Here is an 18,792-nt window from a genome sequence, read left to right as displayed (position 1 = left end):
TCCGCTTTGGCGTCAGGCGGTGGTGGCCAGGGTGAGTGGGAGGACACCTGGGGCGCCTGCCTGGAGGAGTTGGCGGGCTACGACGGCCATGGTCCAGCCTGAGTCGAGTTGGTCGTCGACGAGGAGGACGGGGCCGGACAGGTGGCGGAGTCTGTCAGCCATGTCCTCGGGGATCGTGAAGGCGTCGTGGAGGGCTTTGACACGTTGGGCGCTGTTGGCGCGGGGCTGGTCCGGCGGTGGGCCGCCCGCGACCGTGCCGAGGAACTCCAGTCGGCCTATTCGGGCGACGTGTTCGGCTACGCCGGTGATCAGGCGGGGGCGGGTGCGGGAGTTGACGGCGACCACGGCGGTGGGGCGGGCGGGCCAGGGGTCGGTGCCGTGGGACCAGTCCTTGAGGACTTCGACGAGCACGTTGAGCAGGTCTTGGGGTGGGGTGGTGTCGGGGGTGCCCTCGGACAGGAGTTCGCGGAGCCGGGTGCCCCAGCCGAGGTCGGAGAGGCGGCCCACGGCGCGGCCGGGGAGGGTCTGTTCGGCCGGCGGGATCTTTCCCGTCAGGGGCACGCCGGCGGCGGCGAGGCCCGTGGGCCACATCTTGCGGGGTTCGATCTGGACGCCGGGGCGGCCGAGGAAGGTGTGCGCGGCGTTGAGGGCGTCGGCGGAGACGTCCCTGGTGTAGGCGGGGCCGGCGCAGTTGTCGCAGCGGCCGCAGCGTCGTGCCTCGGGGTCGTCGAGGGTCAGGCGGAGGAACTCCATCCGGCAGCGCGTGGTGGTGGTGTAGTCGCGCATCGAGTCCTGTTCGGCCTGGCGGGCCTTGGCGATGCGGGCGTAGCGCTCGGTGTCGTACGCCCAGGGGCGGCCGGTGGCCTCCCAGCCGCCGCGGACGCGCTTGACCGCGCCGTCCACGTCGAGGACCTTGAGCATCATCTCCAGGCGGTTGCGGCGCAGGTCGACCTGGACTTCGAGGGCCTGCGTCGACACGGGTCGCCCGGCGGTGTCGAGCACGTCGAGGACGCGGCGGACCTGGTCCTCGGGCGGGAAGGCCAGCGAGGCGAAGTAGCGCCAGATGGCGGCGTCCTCGGGGCCGGGCAGCAGCATCACGTCGGCCCCGGCCACGGCCCGGCCGGCGCGGCCGACCTGCTGGTAGTAGGCGATGGGCGAGGCGGGCGCGCCGAGGTGGACCACGAAGCCGAGGTCGGGCTTGTCGAAGCCCATGCCCAGGGCGGAGGTGGCGACCAGCGCCTTGAGCTTGTTGTCGAGCAGGTCCTGCTCGGCGGAGCGGCGGTCGGCGTCCTCGGCCTGGCCGGTGTAGGAGGCCACGGCGTAGCCGCGGCTCGCGAGGAACTGGGCGGTCTCCTGGGCGGCGGCCACGGTCAGCGTGTAGACGATGCCGGAGCCGGGGATCTGGTCCAGGTGGTCGGCGAGCCAGGCGAGCCGGTGCGCGGGGCTGGGCAGCTCCAGGGCGGCCAGCCGCAGCGACTCGCGGTCCAGCGGGCCGCGCAGCACCAGCGGCTCCTGGTCGGCCGTCTGGCCGCCGCCCAGCTGCTCGGCGACGTCCGTGGTGACGCGCTCGTTGGCGGTGGCGGTGGTGGCCAGCACGGGCGTGCCCGCGGGCAGCTCGGCCAGCATGGTGCGCAGCCGCCGGTAGTCGGGGCGGAAGTCGTGGCCCCAGTCGGAGACGCAGTGCGCCTCGTCGACCACGAGCAGGCCGGTGGTGGCGGCCAGGCGGGGCAGCACGGTGTCGCGGAAGTCCGGGTTGTTGAGCCGTTCCGGGCTGATCAGCAGCACGTCCACCGCGCCGTCGGCGATCTCCGTGGTGATCTGGTCCCAGTCCTCCAGGTTGGCCGAGTTGATGGTGCGGGCGTGGATGCCCGCCCGCGCCGCCGCCTCGACCTGGTTGCGCATCAGCGCCAGCAGCGGCGACACGATCACCGTCGGGCCGTGGCCGCGCTCGCGCAGCAGCGCCGTGGCGACGAAGTACACCGCGGACTTGCCCCAGCCGGTGCGCTGCACGCACAGCACCCGCCGGGCGTCGGCGACCAGCGCCTCGATCGCCCGCCACTGGTCCGGCCGCAGCTCGGCATGGTCACCCGCGAGCCGCCGCAGCACCGTTTCGGCACGTTCGCGCAGTTCCGTCCTGTCGTCCGCCATCCCGCAGTTCTACCAGCCGGGGGTGTCAACCGCCGGGTCGGCGGCGGCGGGGGTGTCGGCCGTCGCGCTCGCGGGTAATCAGGGCGAATGACCAATATCGGCTACACGCTCATGACCGAGCAGCGCGGGCCCCGGGAACTGGTCGACGACGCGGTACGCGCCGAGGCGGCCGGGTTCGGCTTCGCGGTCTGCTCCGACCACTACTACCCGTGGCTGGCCGAGCAGGGGCACGCCCCGTTCGCGTGGTCGGTGCTGGGCGCGGCCGCCCACGCCACCGAGCGCATCCCGCTGGTCTCCTTCGTCACCTGCCCCACCATGCGGTATCACCCGACGGTGGTGGCCCAGATGGCGGCGACCGTGGGCGTCATGTCGCGCGGCCGGTTCACGCTCGGGCTGGGCGCCGGCGAGAACCTCAACGAGCACGTGGTGGGGGCGTACCCGCAGGCCGTGCAGCGCCACGCGATGCTGTCCGAGGCCCTGGAGATCATTCAGCCGCTGCTGGCGGGCGAGGTCGTGCACCACCTCGGCGAGTACTTCGAGGTGCCCGAGGCACGGCTGTGGGACCTGCCCGACGAGCGGGTGCCGATCGGCGTCGCGGTGTCCGGGCCGTCCTCGATCCGGCTGGCCGCCCGCCATGACGCGGCGCTTATCGCGATCGAGCCGAAGCGCGAGCTGATCGAGCGGTACGCCGACGCCGGCGGCACCAGGCCCCGCTACGGGCAGGTGGCGATCTGCTGGGGCCCGGACGCCGACGCGTGCGCCCGGATCGCCCACGACCAGTTCCGCTGGTTCGACCTGGGCTGGGCGGTGAACGCGGAGCTGCCGCACCCGCGCTCGTTCGCCGCGGCGACCACCGCGATGACTCCCGGGATGGTCGCCGAGAAGATCTCCTGCGGCCCGGACGTGGACAGGCACGTGGCCGCCGTACGACAGTTCGCCGACGCCGGGTTCACCGACGTCGCCCTGATCCAGATCGGCGGCGACAGCCAGCCCGACTTCCTCGACTTCGCCGAGAAGCACCTCCTACCCGCCCTGGCCGGCATCTGACGCACGCCCCCCGGGCCCTGCTGCGTGCAGTTTCGGGGAAACTGCGCCCACCGCGGCGATCCAGGGCGCAGTTTCCCCGAAACTGCCGCACACTCCGGCGTGGCCGCGGCGTCAGCGCGGGGCGCGGGCCCCCGGCGCGCGGCGCGACAGGCGCAGGACGCGCAGGACCATGGCGGGTTTGCGGAGGACGCCGGGCGGGGTGAGCAGGTGCTGGACGGCGGTGAAGATGCGGCGGATCTCCGGGTCGACCTGGGCGGCGAGCTGGATGCGGCGGGAGTAGCGGTTGCGCAGGGCGATGCCCCGCGGGCGCTCGCCCTGGGTCTGCGGGTAGGCGAAGTCACCTCCGGCGGCGAATCCCCAGGGGGTGGCGAGGATGTGGGCCGCCTCCCCGTAGTAGTCGGTGGCGAGGGCTGCGGTCACCGCGCCGTGCGCGTCGAGTTGCCGGCCGAGGGCCTGGGCCTCCAGCGCTGCGCAGGTCATGCCCTGTCCGTAGATCGGGTTGAAGCTGCAGATCGCGTCGCCCAGGGCGAGGTAGCCCGCGGGGTGGGCGGGCAGGTCCTCGAAGTGGCGGCGGCGGTTCGACGGGAAGGTGAACGACACGGCCTCGGTCACCGGCTCGCACCTGTCGATGAGCCCGGCGATGCCGGGGTGGGGCAGGCTGCGGGCGTGCGCGGTGAACGCGTCCGGGTCGCCCACGGCGGGGAAGTCGCCGTGCCAGCCGCCCATCGAGATCAGCCAGCGGTCGTCCTCGATCGGCAGGGCCAGCCCGACCCGGGTCTCGTGCGGCGCGGCGGGCAGCACGAACACCGCGGTGGCGTCGCTCAGGTCGCCGGGTTTGCGCCGGTAGAGGCGTGTGGTGTAGCCGACGCCGATCTTGATCTCGGTGACCGCCGGAGCGGCGAAGCCCAGCTCGGCGAGCCAGCGGTCGGAGCGGCTGCCCCGGCCCGAGGAGTCGACCACCAGCGCGCACGGCAGCGTCTCGCCGCTGTCCAGCACGACCCCGGTGACCACACCGCCCGCGCCCGCCAGCCCGCTGACCGCGACCCCGGCCCGGATCTCGACGTTGCGCAGCGCCGACACGCGGCCGCGCACGGTGTGCTCCAGCAGCGGGCGGCTGAACGACAGCAGGGTGATCCCGGTCGGCGACTTCGCCCAGACGCTGCCGTACCGGTAGAAGATCATCTCGGTGCCCGGCTCGAACGGCACCGCGCCCGCCCCGACCAGCTCGTCCACCAGGCCGTCGAACAGCTCGCCGAGCGCCCGCTGCCCGGCCGCGAGCAGCACCGCGCCGTGGTTGCCCTGCGGCACGCCGCGCCGCGGCGCCGCTGACGGCGGCAGGTGGTCCCGGTCCAGCACGATCACCCGGGCGTACCGGTCGGCCAGCACCCGCGCGGCGCACAGGCCCGCGATGCCGGCGCCGATCACGACCGCGGTGGATCCGGACAGGTTCGGGGCGTTCTCGGTCATCCGTCCATCTTCGACGCAACGCGCCGACATCGCCGACCCGGGTGGCGATTCGCGCGACGGATGTGACGATTTCCCGTCAGCCCTAACGATCAACGTGGATCGATACTAGGGTGCTGGTGTGTCCTCATCCGCCGTGGTGTTGCTGGGCGGGCTGCCGTTCACGCTGCTCGCGGTGCTCTTTTTGGGGCTGCTGGCGCAGGCGCAGTCCCGGCGCGACGGCGTGCGCCCGGGCCGGCTCAGCGCGGCCGAGCGCGCGAAGCTGACCGCCGAGGCCCGCGAGCTGGAGGAGGTCGCGGCGGAGGTGCTCGAGGCGGCCCGCACCGCGGTGCTGCTGGCCGAGCGCACCGCGGCCGAGCTGGCGGCCGCCGAGGCCGAGCGGGACGCCGCCTGGCAGAGCCACCTGGCGGCCGCGCAGGCGCTCGAGGAGGCGGCCGAGGCGCTGCCGCCCGAGCCGGTCGAGGCCACCGTCTCCGCGGAGAACCTGCGCGAGGTCTCCCGCGCCGCGCGGGCCGCCTACAAGCGCGGCGACCTGTCGATGGAGCAGCTGCGCGCGGTGTGGCAGCAGGTCGACGGCTGGGATCAGTCTCGCCAGGACCGCTCGCACGGGCTGTCCCGTCTGCGCGCCGAGGACGCCGAGGCAGCCCGCCTCTACCACGTCGCCGCCTCCCGGGCCCGGCACGCCCGCCGCGCCGCCGAGGTGGCCCGGGTGTCGTCACACGCACTGACCCAGGAAGCTGCCGACGCCGCATACGAGGCCCAGGCGGTGCAGACCGTCCTGCGCGGCAAGCCCTGACCCCTACCCGCCCCGGCAGGCGACGAAACCGCCACGACGATTGAACCGCCCCCACCCCGGGTACCCCTCCCCCATGCGCGACTACGACGAAGTGGTGGAGGTCGTCTACGCCTGGCAGCAGCCCGAACCGGCCGGCGGCGTCCCCGCCCGCGACCTGCCCGACGAACACCTGCTCCGAGAACTGGCAGCCATCCACCGCACCCGCCACGACACCCTGCGCCACGGCTCCGACCAGGCCCTGGCCCACCACACCGCACGCATGATCGAACTAGAGGCCGACTACCTCCGCCGCCACCCCACCCGCGAAATCGCCCCCTCCCGCCTACGCCCCGACCCCACCCCATGATCACGACGATCTTGCGTGAACCGTGCTGACGACACGGGCAAAGCGGTCATAAGGTCAACAGTTCACGCAAGATCGTCGTGATCATGCGGGTGGGGTCGGGGTGGGGCGTGTGGGGTGGGTTACGGGGGGTCGGGGTGGTGGGGGTGGGCGTGAGATTCTTGGGGGCGTGAGTGCGACTTTGATGGTGGGGCGGTACCCCGTTGATCCGCCGGTGGTGCTGGCGCCGATGGCGGGCATCACCAATGTCGCGTTCCGGCAGCTCTGCCGCGAGCAGGGGGCAGGCATCTACGTCTGCGAGATGATCACCACGGTCGCGCTGGCGGTGCGCAACCCGAAGACCGACAAGATGATCGAGTTCGGGCCGGACGAGCACCCCCGCAGCATGCAGCTCTACGGCGTCGACCCGGACATCACCGCCAAGGCCGTGCGGCGGGTGGTCGACGAGAACCTCGCCGATCACATCGACCTCAACTTCGGGTGCAGCGTCAAGAAGATCACGAGCAAGGGCGGCGGCTCCGCGATCCCGTGGAAGCGCCGGCTGTTCGGCTCGATCATCAAGGCCGCCGTCGACGCGGCCGCGCCCGCCGGCATCCCGGTCACCATCAAGATGCGCAAGGGCATCGACGACGACCACCTGACGTACGTCGAGGCGGGCCTGATCGCGCAGGAGGCCGGCGCGAAGTGGGTGGCCCTGCACGCCCGCACCGCCGCACAGCGCTACTCCGGCGAGGCCGACTGGGAGTCCATCGCCACCCTCAAGCAGGCCCTGGACGTGCCGGTGCTCGGCAACGGCGACATCTGGGAGGCCGACGACGCGCTGCGCATGGTGGCCGAGACCGGCTGCGACGGCGTCGTGGTGGGCCGGGGCTGCCTGGGCCGGCCGTGGCTGTTCGCCGACCTGGCCGCCGCGTTCGCCGGCCGGCCCGAGCGGGTCATGCCCGACCTGGGCGAGGTCGCGCAGGTCATGCGCCGCCACGCCGAGCTGCTGGCGCACTGGTGGGGCGCCGAGCGCGAGGCCGTCACGGACTTCCGCAAGCATGTCGCCTGGTATCTCAAGGGCTTCCCGGTGGGCTCGGAGCTGCGCCGGTCGATGGCCATGGCGTCGTCGCTGATGGAGCTGGACGACCTGCTCGGCAAGCTGGACCACGACGCGCCCTTCCCGGTGGCGAACCTGGGCCAGCCGCGCGGGCGCACCAACTCCCCCGCCAAGGTGGTGCTCCCCTACGGCTGGCTCGACGACCGCGACTCCGAGACCGTCCCCGAGGACGCCGAACACGACGACTCCGGCGGCTGACCGCCCCCGCCCCACCTCGCGCAACGAGCATGATCGCTGTTTGGCGCCATGATCTGCGGTCAAACCACGGATCATGGCGCCAAACAGCGATCATGGCGCGCAAGCCGACCAACGGTCAGCGGCCCAAACTGCCGACCAGAGCCCGGGTGTACGACGCCCGCACCCGCGCGATCAGCACGAACACCACCAGCAGTGCACCGGACAGGTACGCATTCGACGCCGCCCCGGGCAGCACGAACAGGTTCATGACGGTCGCCCCGGTCATCAGCCCGACCAGCCCGATCGCCGCCGCCCCCGACAGCCGCGGGATCAGCAGCCCCACGCCGCCGGCCAGCTCGCAGGCCCCGACGAACCAGATGAACCAGGTCCCCAGCCCCGCCTCCCCGAAGCTCGCCGGGGCCTCGAAGCCGGGCAGATACTTGGGCGCCGACACGGTGATGAAGAACAGCCCGAGCAGCACCTGCCCGGTCCACGTGACGATGTGGACGGCGCGGCGGGGGCGGACGGCGGGGGCGGCGTACGTGGTCATGGCGGGTTCCCTTCCCGAAGTGATGTCATCGCGTTCATCCGTGTAGACGGACGCCACGCGCGGAACTCATCGGTCGGGACGGAACGGATTCGCCGGGTCACCGCCCCCGCGCGGCGAAATGCTCGACGATGCCCTGCAGCAGGCGGGTGTCGAAGGGCAGCGCGGCGCAGCTGTCCACCGCGGCGTCGCGGTGCTGCTCCATGAGCCGCCGCGCCTGCGCGAGCCCGTACACCCGGACCAGGTTGGCCTTGCCCACGTCATTGCCGGAGTCCTTGCCGAGCTGCTCGCTGGACGCGGTCGCGTCGAGGATGTCGTCGCGGGCCTGGAAGACGATGCCCGCGTGGTCGGCATACCGGGTGACCAGCTCGATCTCGACGCGCGGCCGGTCCAGCAGCATCAGCAGCGGCACCAGCGCGGCCTCGACCATCGTCGACGTCTTCAGCCGGTACATCTCCAGGATGTCCTCACCGGTGACCGGCGACGCGTCACGGGCGTAGCGCAGGTCCAGGTACTGGCCGCGGCACAGCCGCTGCGGGCCCAGCACCGTGCCGACGTACGCGACGACGTCGGTGACCCGGTGCGCCGGGTAGTGCCGGTCGAGCCGGGCCAGCATGCCGAACCCGGAGGACAGCATGGAGATCGCGGCGAGCTGCACGCTGCCCTCGTCGAACACGGTGTGCGCGGCCGGGCGGCCCCGGCGCAGCGTGGCGTCGTCCTGCGCGGGCAGGTCGTCGAAGATCAGGCTGGCGGTGTGGAACAGCTCGATCGCGCCGAGCAGCGACTCGGGCATGTCGCCGCGCACGCCGAGCCCTTCGGCCAGCATCAGCGTCAGCGCGGGCCGCAGCCGCTTGGCGGGTCCGTCCATCGTGTACGCCAGGATCGGGGCCAGCTCAGCCGCGTTGACCTCGGCGTGGCAGTTGTGCACGATCTCGTTGATGCGCGGCAGCCGGTCGAGCACGAACGTGCGCGCGTCGACACTGTTCGGGTCGCGGCGGCCCATCACCGCGGCCGCCTCCCGCTTGAGGCGCAGGTCGGCGGTGGTCAGCTGGGGCAGCACCCGCCGCGGCACCCCGGCCGCCGTACGCAGGAATCCGGCGATCTCCGGGGTGACCGGGTACTGGTCGAGCAGCCGCAGCGTGCCCTGCGGGTCGGCGCACAGGTGGGTGGCCAGCTTGATCGCGCCGACGCCGGTCAGCGCCTCGCGGGCCACCGGATCACCGCCGTACACCTGCTCGACGACGTACGCGTCATAGGCGAACAGGTCGAGCAGCGGGTTCGTGCGGCCGTCGCCGGGATGGGTGAACGGCGTCATCCGCCCGGCCTGGCGGTCCTCCTCGCGGTCGACGAGATCGTCCTTGAACTGGCTCAGGAAGATCGTGTTGAGGCAGCGGGCGTAGAAGCCGTCGTCGAGGCGGCGCCGGCCGAGGATGTTGGCCACCACCCGGCTCAGCCCGGCCTTGAGGAAGATGTCCGGGTACGCCGCCTCCAGCCCGCCGTCGCGCAGCTCGTCCGGGCGGCGGGCCGCGTCGCGGTGCTGGGCCAGGTACATCGACTCGGCCGCGTGGTAGAGGTGCCGGTGCGTGCCGAACGGGTAGACCTGCAGCGCGATGCCGTACAGGTCGTGCATCTCCTCGGCGAGCGGATGGTCGGGGACCTCGGCGGGATCGATCGTGCCGCCCGTGGACAGGCCGCGCAGGATCAGCCGGTGCAGCCGGTCCCGCTCGCGGGGCAGCATGTGCTCGCCGGGCAGGTCCTGGAAGCTGTCGTCGATGACGGCGTACGCGGCCCCGTACGCGTACGCGCCGGGCAGGATCCGGGTGAGGTGTTCGCGCACCGCGGCCCGGCCCGCGTCACGGGTGTCGTACCCCCCGATGGCCAGCACCCCCACCAGCGTGCGGACCACCTTGCCCATCGCTCCCGCCTGCACCACCGTCTCCGGCAGCGTGCGGTGCAGCCGGTCCAGCCGCTCGGCCAGCCAGCGCGTCTCGGGGACCCCGCGCAGCGTCGGGAAGCGCCGCTCCAGCGACTCCACCACCCCGGCGACGCCCCGCCCGCGCTCGATGCCCTCGACGACCTCGCGCACCGTGCGGGCGTGCGCCCGCGCCAGCACCTCGCCCCGGGCGACGTCGGCCGGGTCGGGCACCTCGCTGAGGTTGTACACCCCGAAGTAGTTCAGCTCCAGCAGCGCCTGCTCGCGCAGCTCCCGCCGCCGCCGCGGCGGGTGGACCCCACGCAGCAGCGCGGCCGCCGGCGTGTGCCGCCCGGCGATCGCCCTGAGCTGCGCGGTGTACTGCTCCACATGCGACCCGACCGCCGCCGGGTTCCCGTCCCGCCAGCGGGCGTAGTGCGCCAGCGTGTGCCGCACACCCTCCTCGAGCCTGCCGTGCTCGAGATCCTCCTGCCGGAACGGAAACGGCTCCAGCAACTCCGCGACGACACTCATGAGGCCGACCACCTCCCCGCGGACCCAGACGACCCCGCCACCCCATGATCCCACCCCCGCGCCAACCCCCGCCCGGACAGAAGGAAAGGCATCTTCTTAACGCTCCGCGTTGTAGAAGGCGCCCTTCCAAACGCGACAGAGGCGCTGCGTGCGCGACCGGCGGCTTACTGACTCAGAGCGGGGTGAGGAGGGTGGCCAGGTCGGTGGGGCGGCTGAGCATGGGCCAGTGGCCGGTGGGGAGTTCGAGGACGTCGGGGCCGGCGAGCAGGGCGAAGTAGGGGTGGCCGGCCGCGATCATCTCGTGCACCTGGGCGGCGGGGAACATGCAGGTGATGAGTGCGGACGGGACCGAGGAGAAGTCCGGGTGGTAGTGGACGGGCTGCCGGGCCGAGGCGAACGGGTGCGGGGTGGCGCGTTCGCGCAGCAGGGCGAGCCGGTCGGCGTCGAGGCCGGCCAGGGACGGGTCGTCCGGGTCCGGCAGGAACGGCGGCACGGAGGCCAGGAAGCCGTCGCCGATCTCGGCGAGGATGCGCTCCTGCTGCTCGGGCGGATTCGTGTCGAACTGCGACGTGCCCTCGGGCAGCGCGCCACTGTCGACGTACACCACCCGGCGCAGCCGCGCGGCCAGCAGTCCCGCCGCGACGGACACCACCATGCCGCCGTAACTGTGCCCGACCAGCACCACGTCCCGCAGATCCGCGCCCTCGACCAGCGCGACGACGTCGGCGACGTGGGTGTCCAGATCGGTCTGCGGCGTGGCCTCGGCGGCCCGCTCCGCGACCCCGGAAAGCGTCACCGGCCGCGGATCGTGGCCCGCCTCCGCCAGCCGCGATGCCACGTCCTGCCAGGCCCATGCCCCGAGCCACATGCCCGGCACGAGTACGAATGTCGTCATGCCCGCCACGCTAGGCCGACGCACCGACACGGCACGGTGCTGCACGCGGCCGGCCTGCCGGCGCGCAGCCGCCACGGCCGCGCGGTGCTCTACGTGGCGACCGCGGCGGGTCACACCCTGCTCGACGCCGGGACCGCCTTGCTCTGATCTGCCAGGATGTCCGCCATGCACCCCCGACCGAACTTCACCGTCGTCCTGCGCGGCTTCGACCGCACCGAGGTCGACGCCCTGCTCGACAAGGTGAGCCGCGGCGAGCTGAACCTCGCCGGCGGCACCGTGTTCGACTTCACCGTCGTCCTGCGCGGATATGACCGCGAGCAGGTGAACGCCTACCTGGGCCGCCTGGCGGCGCTGGACGCGGCCGACGGTCCCTGAGCCTTCAGAAGGCGCGGGCGTACTGGTCCGGCCAGTGCGGCTGGCCGCCGAGCTTGGCCAGCGCCCGGCGCGGCCAGTACGGGTCGCGCAGCAGCTCCCGCCCGATCAGCACCAGGTCGGCCTGGCCGTCGGCGACGATGCGCTCGGCCTGCTCCGGTTCGGTGATCAGGCCGACCGCACCGGTGGGCACCCCGGCGTCACGGCGCACCTGCTCGGCCAGCGGGGCCTGGTAACCGGGGCCGATCGGGATGTCGGCGTGCGGGACGGCTCCGCCCGAGGAGCAGTCGATCAGGTCGACCCCGGCCTCGACCAGCTCGCTGGCCAGGGCGACGGTGTCGGTGACGGCCCAGCCGCCGTCGGTCCAGTCGGTCGCGGAGACCCGGGCCAGCACCGGCACGTCGGGGCCGACGGCGTCGCGCACCGCCGTCGCGACCGCCACGGCCAGGCGCGTGCGCCCGGCGCGGTCGCCGCCCCAGCCGTCGGTGCGGTGGTTGGTCAGCGGCGAGTAGAACTCGTGCAGCAGGTAGCCGTGCGCCGCGTGGATCTCCACGGCCCGGAAGCCGGCGTCGATCGCGTATACCGCGGCCTGCGCGAACGCGGCGATCACCGCGGCGATGCCGGCCTCGTCGAGGGCCCGGGGCGCACGGTACGCCGGCATGAACGGCTCGGTGCCGGGCCCGGTCGGCTGCCAGCCGCCGTCGGTGTCGGGGACCCCGCCCCGCTCCTGCGCGAACGGCCAGTACGTGGACGCCTTGAACCCGGCGTGGGCGAGCTGGATCGCGGGCACCGCCCCCTGCGCGGTCACGAACGCCGTCACCGGCCGCCAGGCGTCCACATGCGCCGGGGACCAGATGCCGGCGTCGCGCGGCGAGATCCGGCCCTCCGGCAGCACGGCGCTGGCCTCGGCGATGACCAGCCCGGCCCCGCCGACCGCGCGGGCGCCCAGATGGGTCAGGTGCCAGTCGGTGGGCAGGCCGTCCGGCCCGGCCGAGTACTGGCACATCGGCGACATCGCGATGCGGTTGGGCAGCGTCACGCCGCGCAGTTCGAGGGGCTGGCCGAGTACGGTCACGGCGCAACAGTACGGCCGGGCGCGGGCGTCGTCCTGTGACGCGGATCGCACCCCGGCCGGACTCGGCTCCGCACAGGGTGAAGGGCCGGGGAGACCATGGTCTTCCCGGCCCTTCGGCTTCCTGCGTGGCGTCCTACGAGAAGATGCTCACGCCACCCGGTCCGACCAGCAGACCGATCACGATCAGCACGATGCCCCACAGGATCTGGCGTCGTGCCAGCGAGACGATCCCGGAAACGACCAGGACCACGGCGAGGATCCACAGTAAAAGCTCCATGGTTCCTACCTGCCCCACGAACTCGGTGACGAAACCGCTACTGTCCGTTGCTGACTAGTCCTCCGCCAGCATGCGCTCGCGCAACTGCGCGAGGCACCGGCTGAGCAGGCGCGACACGTGCATCTGGGAGACCCCGATCTGCTCCGCGATCTGGGCCTGGTTGCGGCCCTGGACGAAGCGCAGCATGAGGATCTTCTGCTCGCGTTCCGGCAGCTCCTTGACGTACTGCCGGACCGCGTGCACGTCCGGAATGGACTCCAGCACGGTGTCGGTCTCGCCGATCAGCTCGCCGAGCTCCACATCGCCGTCCTCGCCGCTCACCGCGACGTTGAGGGAGTTGATGCGGTACGCCTGCGCGCAGTGCATCCCGGCCACCACGTCTTCGACGGTGACGTTGAGATGCGCGGCGAGGTCGTCGGCGGTCGGCCACCGGCCGAGGTCCTGGCAGAGCTGCGGGGACACCCGGTTGATGTCCAGGTACAGCTCCTGCATGCGGCGACTGACCCGCATGCTCCAGCCCCGGTCACGGAAGTAGCGCTTGAGTTCGCCGACGATCGTCGGCACCGCGAAGTGCACGAAAGCACTGCCGCGGGTGGGGTCGAAACGGTCCACGGCCTGGATCAGGCCGATGGTCGCCACCTGCACGAGGTCGTCGCCGTCCACGCCGCGATGGCGGAAGCGGCGGGCCAGGCGTTCGGCCAGCGGCAGCCAGGCGCAGATGGCCTCCTGCCGCACGTCCTCATGTGCGGGGTCTTGCTCGCTCAGCTCTCCGAGACGGCGCAGCAGCACATCGCCGGCAGTCGCGTCGAGGGTGTCGGTCAGGGACGAGGGGGACGCGGACACGACAGTCTCGCGAACCAGTGTTGCAGTCATTGCAGGCCTCCGGCGCAGTGAACCGCGTGTGTTCCGGAGCGACGGGGGTCGTCCTCGGACACGGTTCGCCTGTGACGGACACAGCACCCGTTTCTTGAGCGCTGATCGACGGCTTGGCAGCCGACTCGGCAAGCCGAGCACTGCCGACCATACAAGAGACTGACCAAAAGTACTAGTGGGGTGTCCGCCCTTCGCCCGGTCGAGCAGCGCGGGCCGACCGGTTCCGAGCTCCGTGCAACACTTCCGGCCCGAATCGCGTCCTGGGCCGGAAGGGAGAGCAGATGAGCGACGAGACCGCCTTCGCCGACTTCGTGCGACAACGCGGCGCGGCCCTCTACCGGTACGGCTACCTGCTGACCGGCAGCCACCACGACGCCGACGACCTCGTGCAGGAGGCGCTGATCCGGCTGCGGGGCAAATGGCAGCGGCTGCACACCGACGACCCGATCGGCTATGTACGCACCACGATGGCACGCCTGCACGTGAGCTTCTGGCGGCGGCGCAAGAACCGGGAGCGCCCGGCCGCATCGCTGCCCGAGGTCGCCGTGGACGACCCGGGACTGGCCTCGGTCGACGCGGAGGCGACCCAGGCCGACGCGCTGTGGGCCGCGCTGGCCACCCTGCCGCCCCGCCAGCGCGCGGTGCTGGTGCTGCGCTTCTACGAGCAGCTGACCGACGCGGAGATCGCCGAGACGCTGCACCTCACCCGCGGCACCATCCGCGGCCACGCCTCGCGTGGCCTGGAGAAACTGCGCTCCTCACACGCCGTCCACCACCTGGCGGGAGTCCTGTCATGACCGACCTCGACCTGCCCGATGCCCTGCGACGCCGCGCCGCACAGGCCGTCGCGCCGCCCGACAACCTCGCGGGGATCGTGGAAGGCCGATACCGCGGGCGCCGCCGACGCCGGATCGGCGCGTCGGTGCTCGCCACGGTGGGCGCCCTCGCCGCGCTGACCACCGCCATGGCCCACCTCGGCGGCGGGCGACCCGACCCCGCGGCGACGCCGTCTCCCAGCCCCGCGGTGGCGCAGATCATGCCGCCCGGCGGCGGCCCCTTTCCGTCGGCAGCCGAACTGTGGCCGGAGATCGACATCACGCTGCCGGCGCAGACGCCGCACGACAGCGCCGTGGACGTGATCAAGAGCATCGATGCCACCCACGTGCTGGTGTCGACGCTGGAGCCGCCGGGCTTCTACTCGTACGACGTCGTGCGCCGGACATTCCAGCAACTGCCGTTCGAGCACCTCGACGGAAACGGCCTGCGGGTCACGCCGAACTACATCTACCACGCGGTGCGCCGCCCGAAGCCTGTGCTCCAGGTCTACCGCCTGCCCGTCCACGGTGGCACCGTCGAGCAGGTGGCCGCCGATCTTCCCTATGACCGCTTCGCGCGCTGGTACGCGACCGATGACGCGGTGTACGGCTCCGGCCCGACAGGCGACGGCTCCTGGACGTACGACATCGCCACCGGACGGACGACAGCCGTCGCGGGGGTCACCGTCTCCGGCGACCCAGGACAGTCCGTCTGGCGTGCGGAGCGGGCGGATCAGCCGCGGGCCGGTACCGGCCGAGGCTTCAACCCCCCGCCGACGCTGGCCCTCCACAACATCGTCACCGGTGAACGGCGCGACGTCGCGCAGCCCCCGGGCGTGACGGAGATGGAGTGTTCGCCCCAGTTGTGCGTGTACCTGGACCCGTTGTCACCGAAGGCGCCCAAGCGGTACTACGTCCAGCGCCTGGACGGCAGCGGCCGGACGGCGCTTCCGTTCGCGAACGGGCTGGGAATCCGGGCCTTCCCCATCGGGCCGCTCGGACTCTTCCTCGTCGGCGGCCACCTCTACGATCCGGCCACCGGCCGCGCGGGTTCGGTCGGAGCCGACCGGCTCGCCTGCGGCATGGGGTACGACGGCGTCCGGATCGAGTGGCTTCCGGACCAGAATTCGCCTTGCCGCGAACACGTCATCTGGCTGATCGACCGCATCCGCTGAGGTTCGCCGCGTCCTGACAGGGAGAGGCGGGTGCCCTGGGCCCTCTCGTGCCCGGGGCGCCCGTCGCACCGCCCGCATCACGTTCAGAAAGCGAAGCCCGAGGTGACGGCCCGATGATCGGTGCCGGGGGTCCGCAGCACCCCGGCCTGCGTCGCGGTCAGTCCCCGGTACAGCACGTGGTCGGGCCGCATCACCGGCAGCGAGGACGGCCACGTGAAGCCCCAGCCCCAGCCCGCCTCGGCCTGCGCGTCGCTCAGCAGCGCCGACAGCGGCGCGATGGCCCGGTCGGTGGCCGCGGTGTTGAGGTCGCCCAGCACCAGCACCCGCTGCGCCTCGTCCGCCCGGACCGCCTGGGCCAGCATGTCGATGGTGTGGTCACGGGTCGCCGTGTCGTTGATCCGCGCCGAGCCGAGGTGCACGACGTACACCGCGACCTCGCCCTGCGGGGTATTCACCAGCGCGCGCAGGGCTCGGGTCCACTCCAGACCGGTGTCGACGCCGGCGACGTCCACGATCGGATACTTGCTGAGCAGGCCCACCGTCGACCGGACCGCGTGGTGCGGGTAGGTCTTGGCCAACTGCTCGGCGACCGTCTCGATGGTGCCGCCGGCGGCCTCCTGCAGCGCGATCAGGTCGGGGCCGCCCTCGGCCAGTGCCCGCACCGTGGTCTGCGGGTCGGGGTTGTCGGCGTACAGGTTCTGGGTGACCACCCGCAGCTGGACGTCGCCGCCCGGGGGCGGCAGCAGGGCTCGGCCGAACAGCGCCGCCCAGATGATCGCGGGCAGCAGCACCGCCAGCAGTGCCCTGCCCGAGCGGGCCAGCAGCGCGGCGACGGCCAGCACCGGCACGGCCAGGCCGAACAGCGGGGCGATGGTGTCGAGCACGCTGCCGATGCCGTGCACATTGGGGACGAGCCGGTGACCCGCGAGCACAGCCGCCAGCAGCAGGGCGGCCGCGATGACCAGCCCTGCCCGCCACGCCGGGCGCCGGGGCGGCGGCTGGGCCGGGCCTCCGGGCGTCTTCTTCAGCTCGATGGTGGTCACTGTCCGTATGTTACCGGGGAGGACCCGAATCAAACTCGGCAAACGTCGCACTACCCGTGTGTGAAGTCCCCCGAACCACCGGTTCGGGGGACTTCACACACGTCAACCGCGTTCAGCAGCCGGGCAGGCGCTCGCTCAGGTAGCCCTCCACCTGGTCCAGCGAGACGCGCTCCTGGACCATCGAATCACGATCACGTACGGTCACCGCGTTGTCTTCCAAGGTGTCGAAGTCGACGGTGACGCAGTACGGCGTGCCGATCTCGTCCTGGCGGCGGTAGCGGCGGCCGATCGCCTGGGCGTCGTCGAAGTCCACCACCCAGCGCTTGCGCAGGTCCGCGGCCAGGCCACGAGCCTTCGGCGAGAGCTGCTCGTTGCGCGACAGCGGGAGCACGGCCACCTTCACCGGGGCCAGGCGCTTGTCGAAGCGCATCACGGTGCGCTTGTCCACGCCGCCCTTGGTGTTGGGCGCCTCGTCCTCGTCGTACGCCTCCAACATGAACGCCAGCACGGCGCGGGTCAGACCCGCCGCCGGCTCGATGACGTACGGCACCCAGCGCTCGTTCTTCTCCTGGTCGAAGTACGACAGGTCGGTGCCCGAGTGCTTGCCGTGCGTGGTCAGGTCGAAGTCGGTGCGGTTGGCGATGCCCTCCAGCTCGGAGAACTCGGTGCCGCCGAACCGGAAGCGGTACTCGATGTCGACCGTGCGCTTGGAGTAGTGCGACAGCTTCTCCTGCGGGTGCTCGAAGAAGCGCAGGTTCTCCGCGGAGATGCCCAGGTCGAGGTACCAGTTCCAGCGCTCGTTCAGCCAGTACTCGTGCCAGGTCTCGTCGGTGCCGGGCTCGACGAAGAACTCCATCTCCATCTGCTCGAACTCCCGCGTACGGAAGATGAAGTTGCCCGGGGTGATCTCGTTGCGGAAGCTCTTGCCGACCTGCGCGATGCCGAACGGCGGCTTCTTGCGGGCCGTGGTCGCGACGTTGGCGTAGTTCACGAAGATGCCCTGCGCCGTCTCCGGCCGCAGGTAGTGCACGCCCTCGGCGCTCTCGACCGGGCCGAGGAAGGTCTTCATCAGGCCGTTGAACATCCGCGGCTCGGTGAAGGTGCCCTTGTTGCCGCAGTTGGGGCAGTTCAGCTCGGACAGCACGAAGGTGGCGCCGGGCTTCTTCTCCAGGAACGCCTCCTCCAGGTGGTCGGCCCGGAAGCGCTTGTGGCAGCTGGTGCACTCGGTGAGCGGGTCGACGAACGCCTCGATGTGGCCGGAGGCCTCCCACACCTGGCGGGCCAGGATCACCGCGGAGTCCAGGCCGACGATGTCGTCGCGCTGCTGGACCATCGTCTTCCACCACTGCCGGCGGACGTTGTCCTTGAGCTCCACGCCCAGCGGACCGTAGTCCCAGGCCGAACGGGTGCCACCGTAGATCTCACTCGACGGGTAGACGAAGCCCCGGCGCTTGGCCAGGCTGACGACGGAGTCGATGCGGTCCGCGGGCATGATCAGGTCTCCATTCCGTTGGAGGTTGCCGCCGGCTGGCTGTCGGCGGAGGTCGGCGGAAGATCCGCACGACGTGGATACGGTACGGGCCACCTCTGGTCACCCGCATTCGGTTAAACGCTACTGCACACGCAACGTGGTGAGCCCGCCGGTGCGCCGCGCCGGGACCCGGGTGTGGGCGGCTACTCCCGCCCGCAGACTTCCAGGTCGGTGGTCTTCGGGTCCTGGGCGAGGCGGTAGACGACCCGCTCGGTGTCGCCGTCGGTGTAGCGCTCGGTCACCGGCAGGGTGATCCCCGAGGTCCCCTGCAGCTCGACCTCGCCCAGCTCGTACGACTGGATCCGGTCCGGCCGGGACTCCTCCCGGCTGGTGAAGCGCGCCAGGTCCAGCCGCCGCTGCTCGTCCTCGCAGAGCAGCTCGTACGCCTTGTCGTACTTCTTGGCCTGCAGCGCGTCGAGGTAGGAACCCACCGCGACGTGGGCCCGCTCGTTGATCGCCTGCACCCCGGTGACGCCCAGGCCGACCCCGGCCACCAGGCCGCCGCCGCAGCACAGTGCCACCAGCCCGCCCGCAATGCCGAGCGCCCAGCCCAGCCGCGTTCCGCCGCCTTCGGCAGGCGCGGCCGGGAACGGCGGCGCGGCGCCCGGACCGGGCGGCACGGGCGAGGGCGCGGGCGCGTGGGTCATGGCCGCGATCATATTGCGTACA

18 protein-coding genes are annotated in these 18,792 nt (G+C 72.1%); 7 read left to right on the top strand and 11 right to left on the bottom strand.

All coding sequences use genetic code 11. The annotated features are described in order from the left end of the window. Positions 1-12: 12 nt before the first annotated feature. Positions 13-2,148, bottom strand: coding sequence for a RecQ family ATP-dependent DNA helicase (locus HAV39_RS23015; protein WP_191841219.1), 2,136 nt, complete (start codon positions 2,146-2,148; stop codon positions 13-15). Between the two features lie 87 nt (positions 2,149-2,235). Between HAV39_RS23015 and HAV39_RS23010 the strand changes: the two genes are divergently transcribed. Next, positions 2,236-3,195 (top strand): TIGR03557 family F420-dependent LLM class oxidoreductase, encoded by a 960-nt coding sequence (locus tag HAV39_RS23010; RefSeq protein ID WP_191841218.1) that lies wholly within the window; start codon positions 2,236-2,238, stop codon positions 3,193-3,195. A 111-nt stretch (positions 3,196-3,306) separates the two neighbouring features. On the opposite strand, the gene HAV39_RS23005 is transcribed toward HAV39_RS23010, so the two are convergent. Next, on the bottom strand, positions 3,307-4,662 hold the full coding sequence (locus tag HAV39_RS23005) for an FAD-dependent oxidoreductase (RefSeq protein ID WP_191841217.1): 1,356 nt from the start codon (positions 4,660-4,662) through the stop codon (positions 3,307-3,309). Positions 4,663-4,780: 118 nt separating this feature from the next. On the opposite strand from HAV39_RS23005, the gene HAV39_RS23000 reads away from it, so the two are divergent. From HAV39_RS23000 to dusB, 3 genes are all read left to right on the top strand, one after another. After that, positions 4,781-5,455 carry a hypothetical protein gene (locus HAV39_RS23000; RefSeq protein WP_191841216.1) on the top strand — a complete coding sequence of 225 codons (675 nt, stop codon included), beginning with the start codon at positions 4,781-4,783 and terminating at the stop codon, positions 5,453-5,455. 73 nt (positions 5,456-5,528) lie between these two features. Next, positions 5,529-5,801 (top strand): DUF6158 family protein, encoded by a 273-nt coding sequence (locus HAV39_RS22995; RefSeq protein WP_223124424.1) that lies wholly within the window; start codon positions 5,529-5,531, stop codon positions 5,799-5,801. 181 nt (positions 5,802-5,982) lie between these two features. Further along, on the top strand, positions 5,983-7,095 hold the full coding sequence (gene dusB, locus HAV39_RS22990; RefSeq protein ID WP_191841319.1) for a tRNA dihydrouridine synthase DusB: 1,113 nt from the start codon (positions 5,983-5,985) through the stop codon (positions 7,093-7,095). A 115-nt stretch (positions 7,096-7,210) separates the two neighbouring features. Here dusB and HAV39_RS22985 read toward each other — a convergent pair whose 3' ends face one another. The 3 genes from HAV39_RS22985 to HAV39_RS22975 all read right to left on the bottom strand — a co-directional run bounded on the left by HAV39_RS22985 (position 7,211) and on the right by HAV39_RS22975 (position 10,962). After that, on the bottom strand, positions 7,211-7,624 hold the full coding sequence (locus HAV39_RS22985; protein WP_191841215.1) for a DoxX family protein: 414 nt from the start codon (positions 7,622-7,624) through the stop codon (positions 7,211-7,213). 97 nt (positions 7,625-7,721) lie between these two features. Continuing rightward, a complete protein-coding gene (locus HAV39_RS22980; protein ID WP_191841214.1) occupies positions 7,722-10,067 on the bottom strand; it encodes a polyprenyl synthetase family protein in 2,346 nt (781 codons plus the stop codon). Between the two features lie 172 nt (positions 10,068-10,239). After that, positions 10,240-10,962, bottom strand: a complete 723-nt coding sequence (locus HAV39_RS22975; protein ID WP_191841213.1) for an alpha/beta fold hydrolase — start codon at positions 10,960-10,962, stop codon at positions 10,240-10,242. Positions 10,963-11,127: 165 nt separating this feature from the next. On the opposite strand from HAV39_RS22975, the gene HAV39_RS22970 reads away from it, so the two are divergent. Continuing rightward, a complete protein-coding gene (locus tag HAV39_RS22970) occupies positions 11,128-11,337 on the top strand; it encodes a DivIVA domain-containing protein (protein WP_191841212.1) in 210 nt (69 codons plus the stop codon). A gap of 4 nt (positions 11,338-11,341) precedes the next feature. On the opposite strand, the gene HAV39_RS22965 is transcribed toward HAV39_RS22970, so the two are convergent. From HAV39_RS22965 to HAV39_RS22955, 3 genes are all read right to left on the bottom strand, one after another. Further along, complete coding sequence (locus HAV39_RS22965) at positions 11,342-12,409, bottom strand: NADH:flavin oxidoreductase/NADH oxidase (RefSeq protein WP_191841211.1); 1,068 nt, start codon at positions 12,407-12,409, stop codon at positions 11,342-11,344. A gap of 133 nt (positions 12,410-12,542) precedes the next feature. After that, positions 12,543-12,686 (bottom strand): GPGG-motif small membrane protein, encoded by a 144-nt coding sequence (locus HAV39_RS22960; RefSeq protein WP_170213016.1) that lies wholly within the window; start codon positions 12,684-12,686, stop codon positions 12,543-12,545. A 54-nt stretch (positions 12,687-12,740) separates the two neighbouring features. Further along, positions 12,741-13,559, bottom strand: a complete 819-nt coding sequence (locus HAV39_RS22955; RefSeq protein ID WP_191841210.1) for a SigB/SigF/SigG family RNA polymerase sigma factor — start codon at positions 13,557-13,559, stop codon at positions 12,741-12,743. Positions 13,560-13,840: 281 nt separating this feature from the next. Between HAV39_RS22955 and HAV39_RS22950 the strand changes: the two genes are divergently transcribed. Together HAV39_RS22950 and HAV39_RS22945 are read left to right on the top strand one after the other, a co-directional pair. Continuing rightward, on the top strand, positions 13,841-14,356 hold the full coding sequence (locus HAV39_RS22950; protein ID WP_191841209.1) for a SigE family RNA polymerase sigma factor: 516 nt from the start codon (positions 13,841-13,843) through the stop codon (positions 14,354-14,356). Continuing rightward, entirely contained in the window at positions 14,353-15,549 is a 1,197-nt protein-coding gene (locus HAV39_RS22945; RefSeq protein ID WP_191841208.1) for a hypothetical protein, read from the top strand. Before HAV39_RS22950 ends, HAV39_RS22945 begins: the two co-directional genes overlap by 4 nt. An 83-nt stretch (positions 15,550-15,632) precedes the next feature. Here the strand turns inward: HAV39_RS22945 and HAV39_RS22940 are convergent, their stop codons facing one another. The 3 genes from HAV39_RS22940 to HAV39_RS22930 all read right to left on the bottom strand — a co-directional run bounded on the left by HAV39_RS22940 (position 15,633) and on the right by HAV39_RS22930 (position 18,770). Then, entirely contained in the window at positions 15,633-16,592 is a 960-nt protein-coding gene (locus HAV39_RS22940; protein ID WP_239120284.1) for an endonuclease/exonuclease/phosphatase family protein, read from the bottom strand. A gap of 112 nt (positions 16,593-16,704) precedes the next feature. Further along, positions 16,705-18,084 carry a glycine--tRNA ligase gene (locus tag HAV39_RS22935; RefSeq protein ID WP_191841207.1) on the bottom strand — a complete coding sequence of 460 codons (1,380 nt, stop codon included), beginning with the start codon at positions 18,082-18,084 and terminating at the stop codon, positions 16,705-16,707. 182 nt (positions 18,085-18,266) lie between these two features. After that, positions 18,267-18,770, bottom strand: a complete 504-nt coding sequence (locus HAV39_RS22930) for a hypothetical protein (RefSeq protein ID WP_120316466.1) — start codon at positions 18,768-18,770, stop codon at positions 18,267-18,269. Positions 18,771-18,792 lie beyond the last annotated feature (22 nt).

The sequence above is a fragment of the Catellatospora chokoriensis genome (assembly GCF_011297315.1).
GTDB lineage: Bacteria > Actinomycetota > Actinomycetes > Mycobacteriales > Micromonosporaceae > Catellatospora > Catellatospora citrea.
The sequence above is the reverse complement of the archived record's forward strand: the minus strand, read 5'-3'. Positions and strand labels throughout refer to the sequence as shown.

Bases quoted from the DNA above. Each gene is read 5' to 3' on its own strand.
- HAV39_RS23015 (WP_191841219.1), bottom strand. From the start codon at position 2,148: ATGGCGGACGACAGGACGGAACTGCGCGAACGTGCCGAAACGGTGCTG.
- HAV39_RS23010 (WP_191841218.1), top strand. From the start codon at position 2,236: ATGACCAATATCGGCTACACGCTCATGACCGAGCAGCGCGGGCCCCGG.
- HAV39_RS23005 (WP_191841217.1), bottom strand. From the start codon at position 4,662: ATGACCGAGAACGCCCCGAACCTGTCCGGATCCACCGCGGTCGTGATC.
- HAV39_RS22995 (WP_223124424.1), top strand. From the start codon at position 5,529: ATGCGCGACTACGACGAAGTGGTGGAGGTCGTCTACGCCTGGCAGCAG.
- dusB (WP_191841319.1), top strand. From the start codon at position 5,983: ATGGTGGGGCGGTACCCCGTTGATCCGCCGGTGGTGCTGGCGCCGATG.
- HAV39_RS22985 (WP_191841215.1), bottom strand. From the start codon at position 7,624: ATGACCACGTACGCCGCCCCCGCCGTCCGCCCCCGCCGCGCCGTCCAC.
- HAV39_RS22980 (WP_191841214.1), bottom strand. From the start codon at position 10,067: ATGAGTGTCGTCGCGGAGTTGCTGGAGCCGTTTCCGTTCCGGCAGGAG.
- HAV39_RS22975 (WP_191841213.1), bottom strand. From the start codon at position 10,962: ATGACGACATTCGTACTCGTGCCGGGCATGTGGCTCGGGGCATGGGCC.
- HAV39_RS22970 (WP_191841212.1), top strand. From the start codon at position 11,128: ATGCACCCCCGACCGAACTTCACCGTCGTCCTGCGCGGCTTCGACCGC.
- HAV39_RS22960 (WP_170213016.1), bottom strand. From the start codon at position 12,686: ATGGAGCTTTTACTGTGGATCCTCGCCGTGGTCCTGGTCGTTTCCGGG.
- HAV39_RS22955 (WP_191841210.1), bottom strand. From the start codon at position 13,559: ATGACTGCAACACTGGTTCGCGAGACTGTCGTGTCCGCGTCCCCCTCG.
- HAV39_RS22950 (WP_191841209.1), top strand. From the start codon at position 13,841: ATGAGCGACGAGACCGCCTTCGCCGACTTCGTGCGACAACGCGGCGCG.
- HAV39_RS22945 (WP_191841208.1), top strand. From the start codon at position 14,353: ATGACCGACCTCGACCTGCCCGATGCCCTGCGACGCCGCGCCGCACAG.
- HAV39_RS22935 (WP_191841207.1), bottom strand. From the start codon at position 18,084: ATGCCCGCGGACCGCATCGACTCCGTCGTCAGCCTGGCCAAGCGCCGG.
- HAV39_RS22930 (WP_120316466.1), bottom strand. From the start codon at position 18,770: ATGACCCACGCGCCCGCGCCCTCGCCCGTGCCGCCCGGTCCGGGCGCC.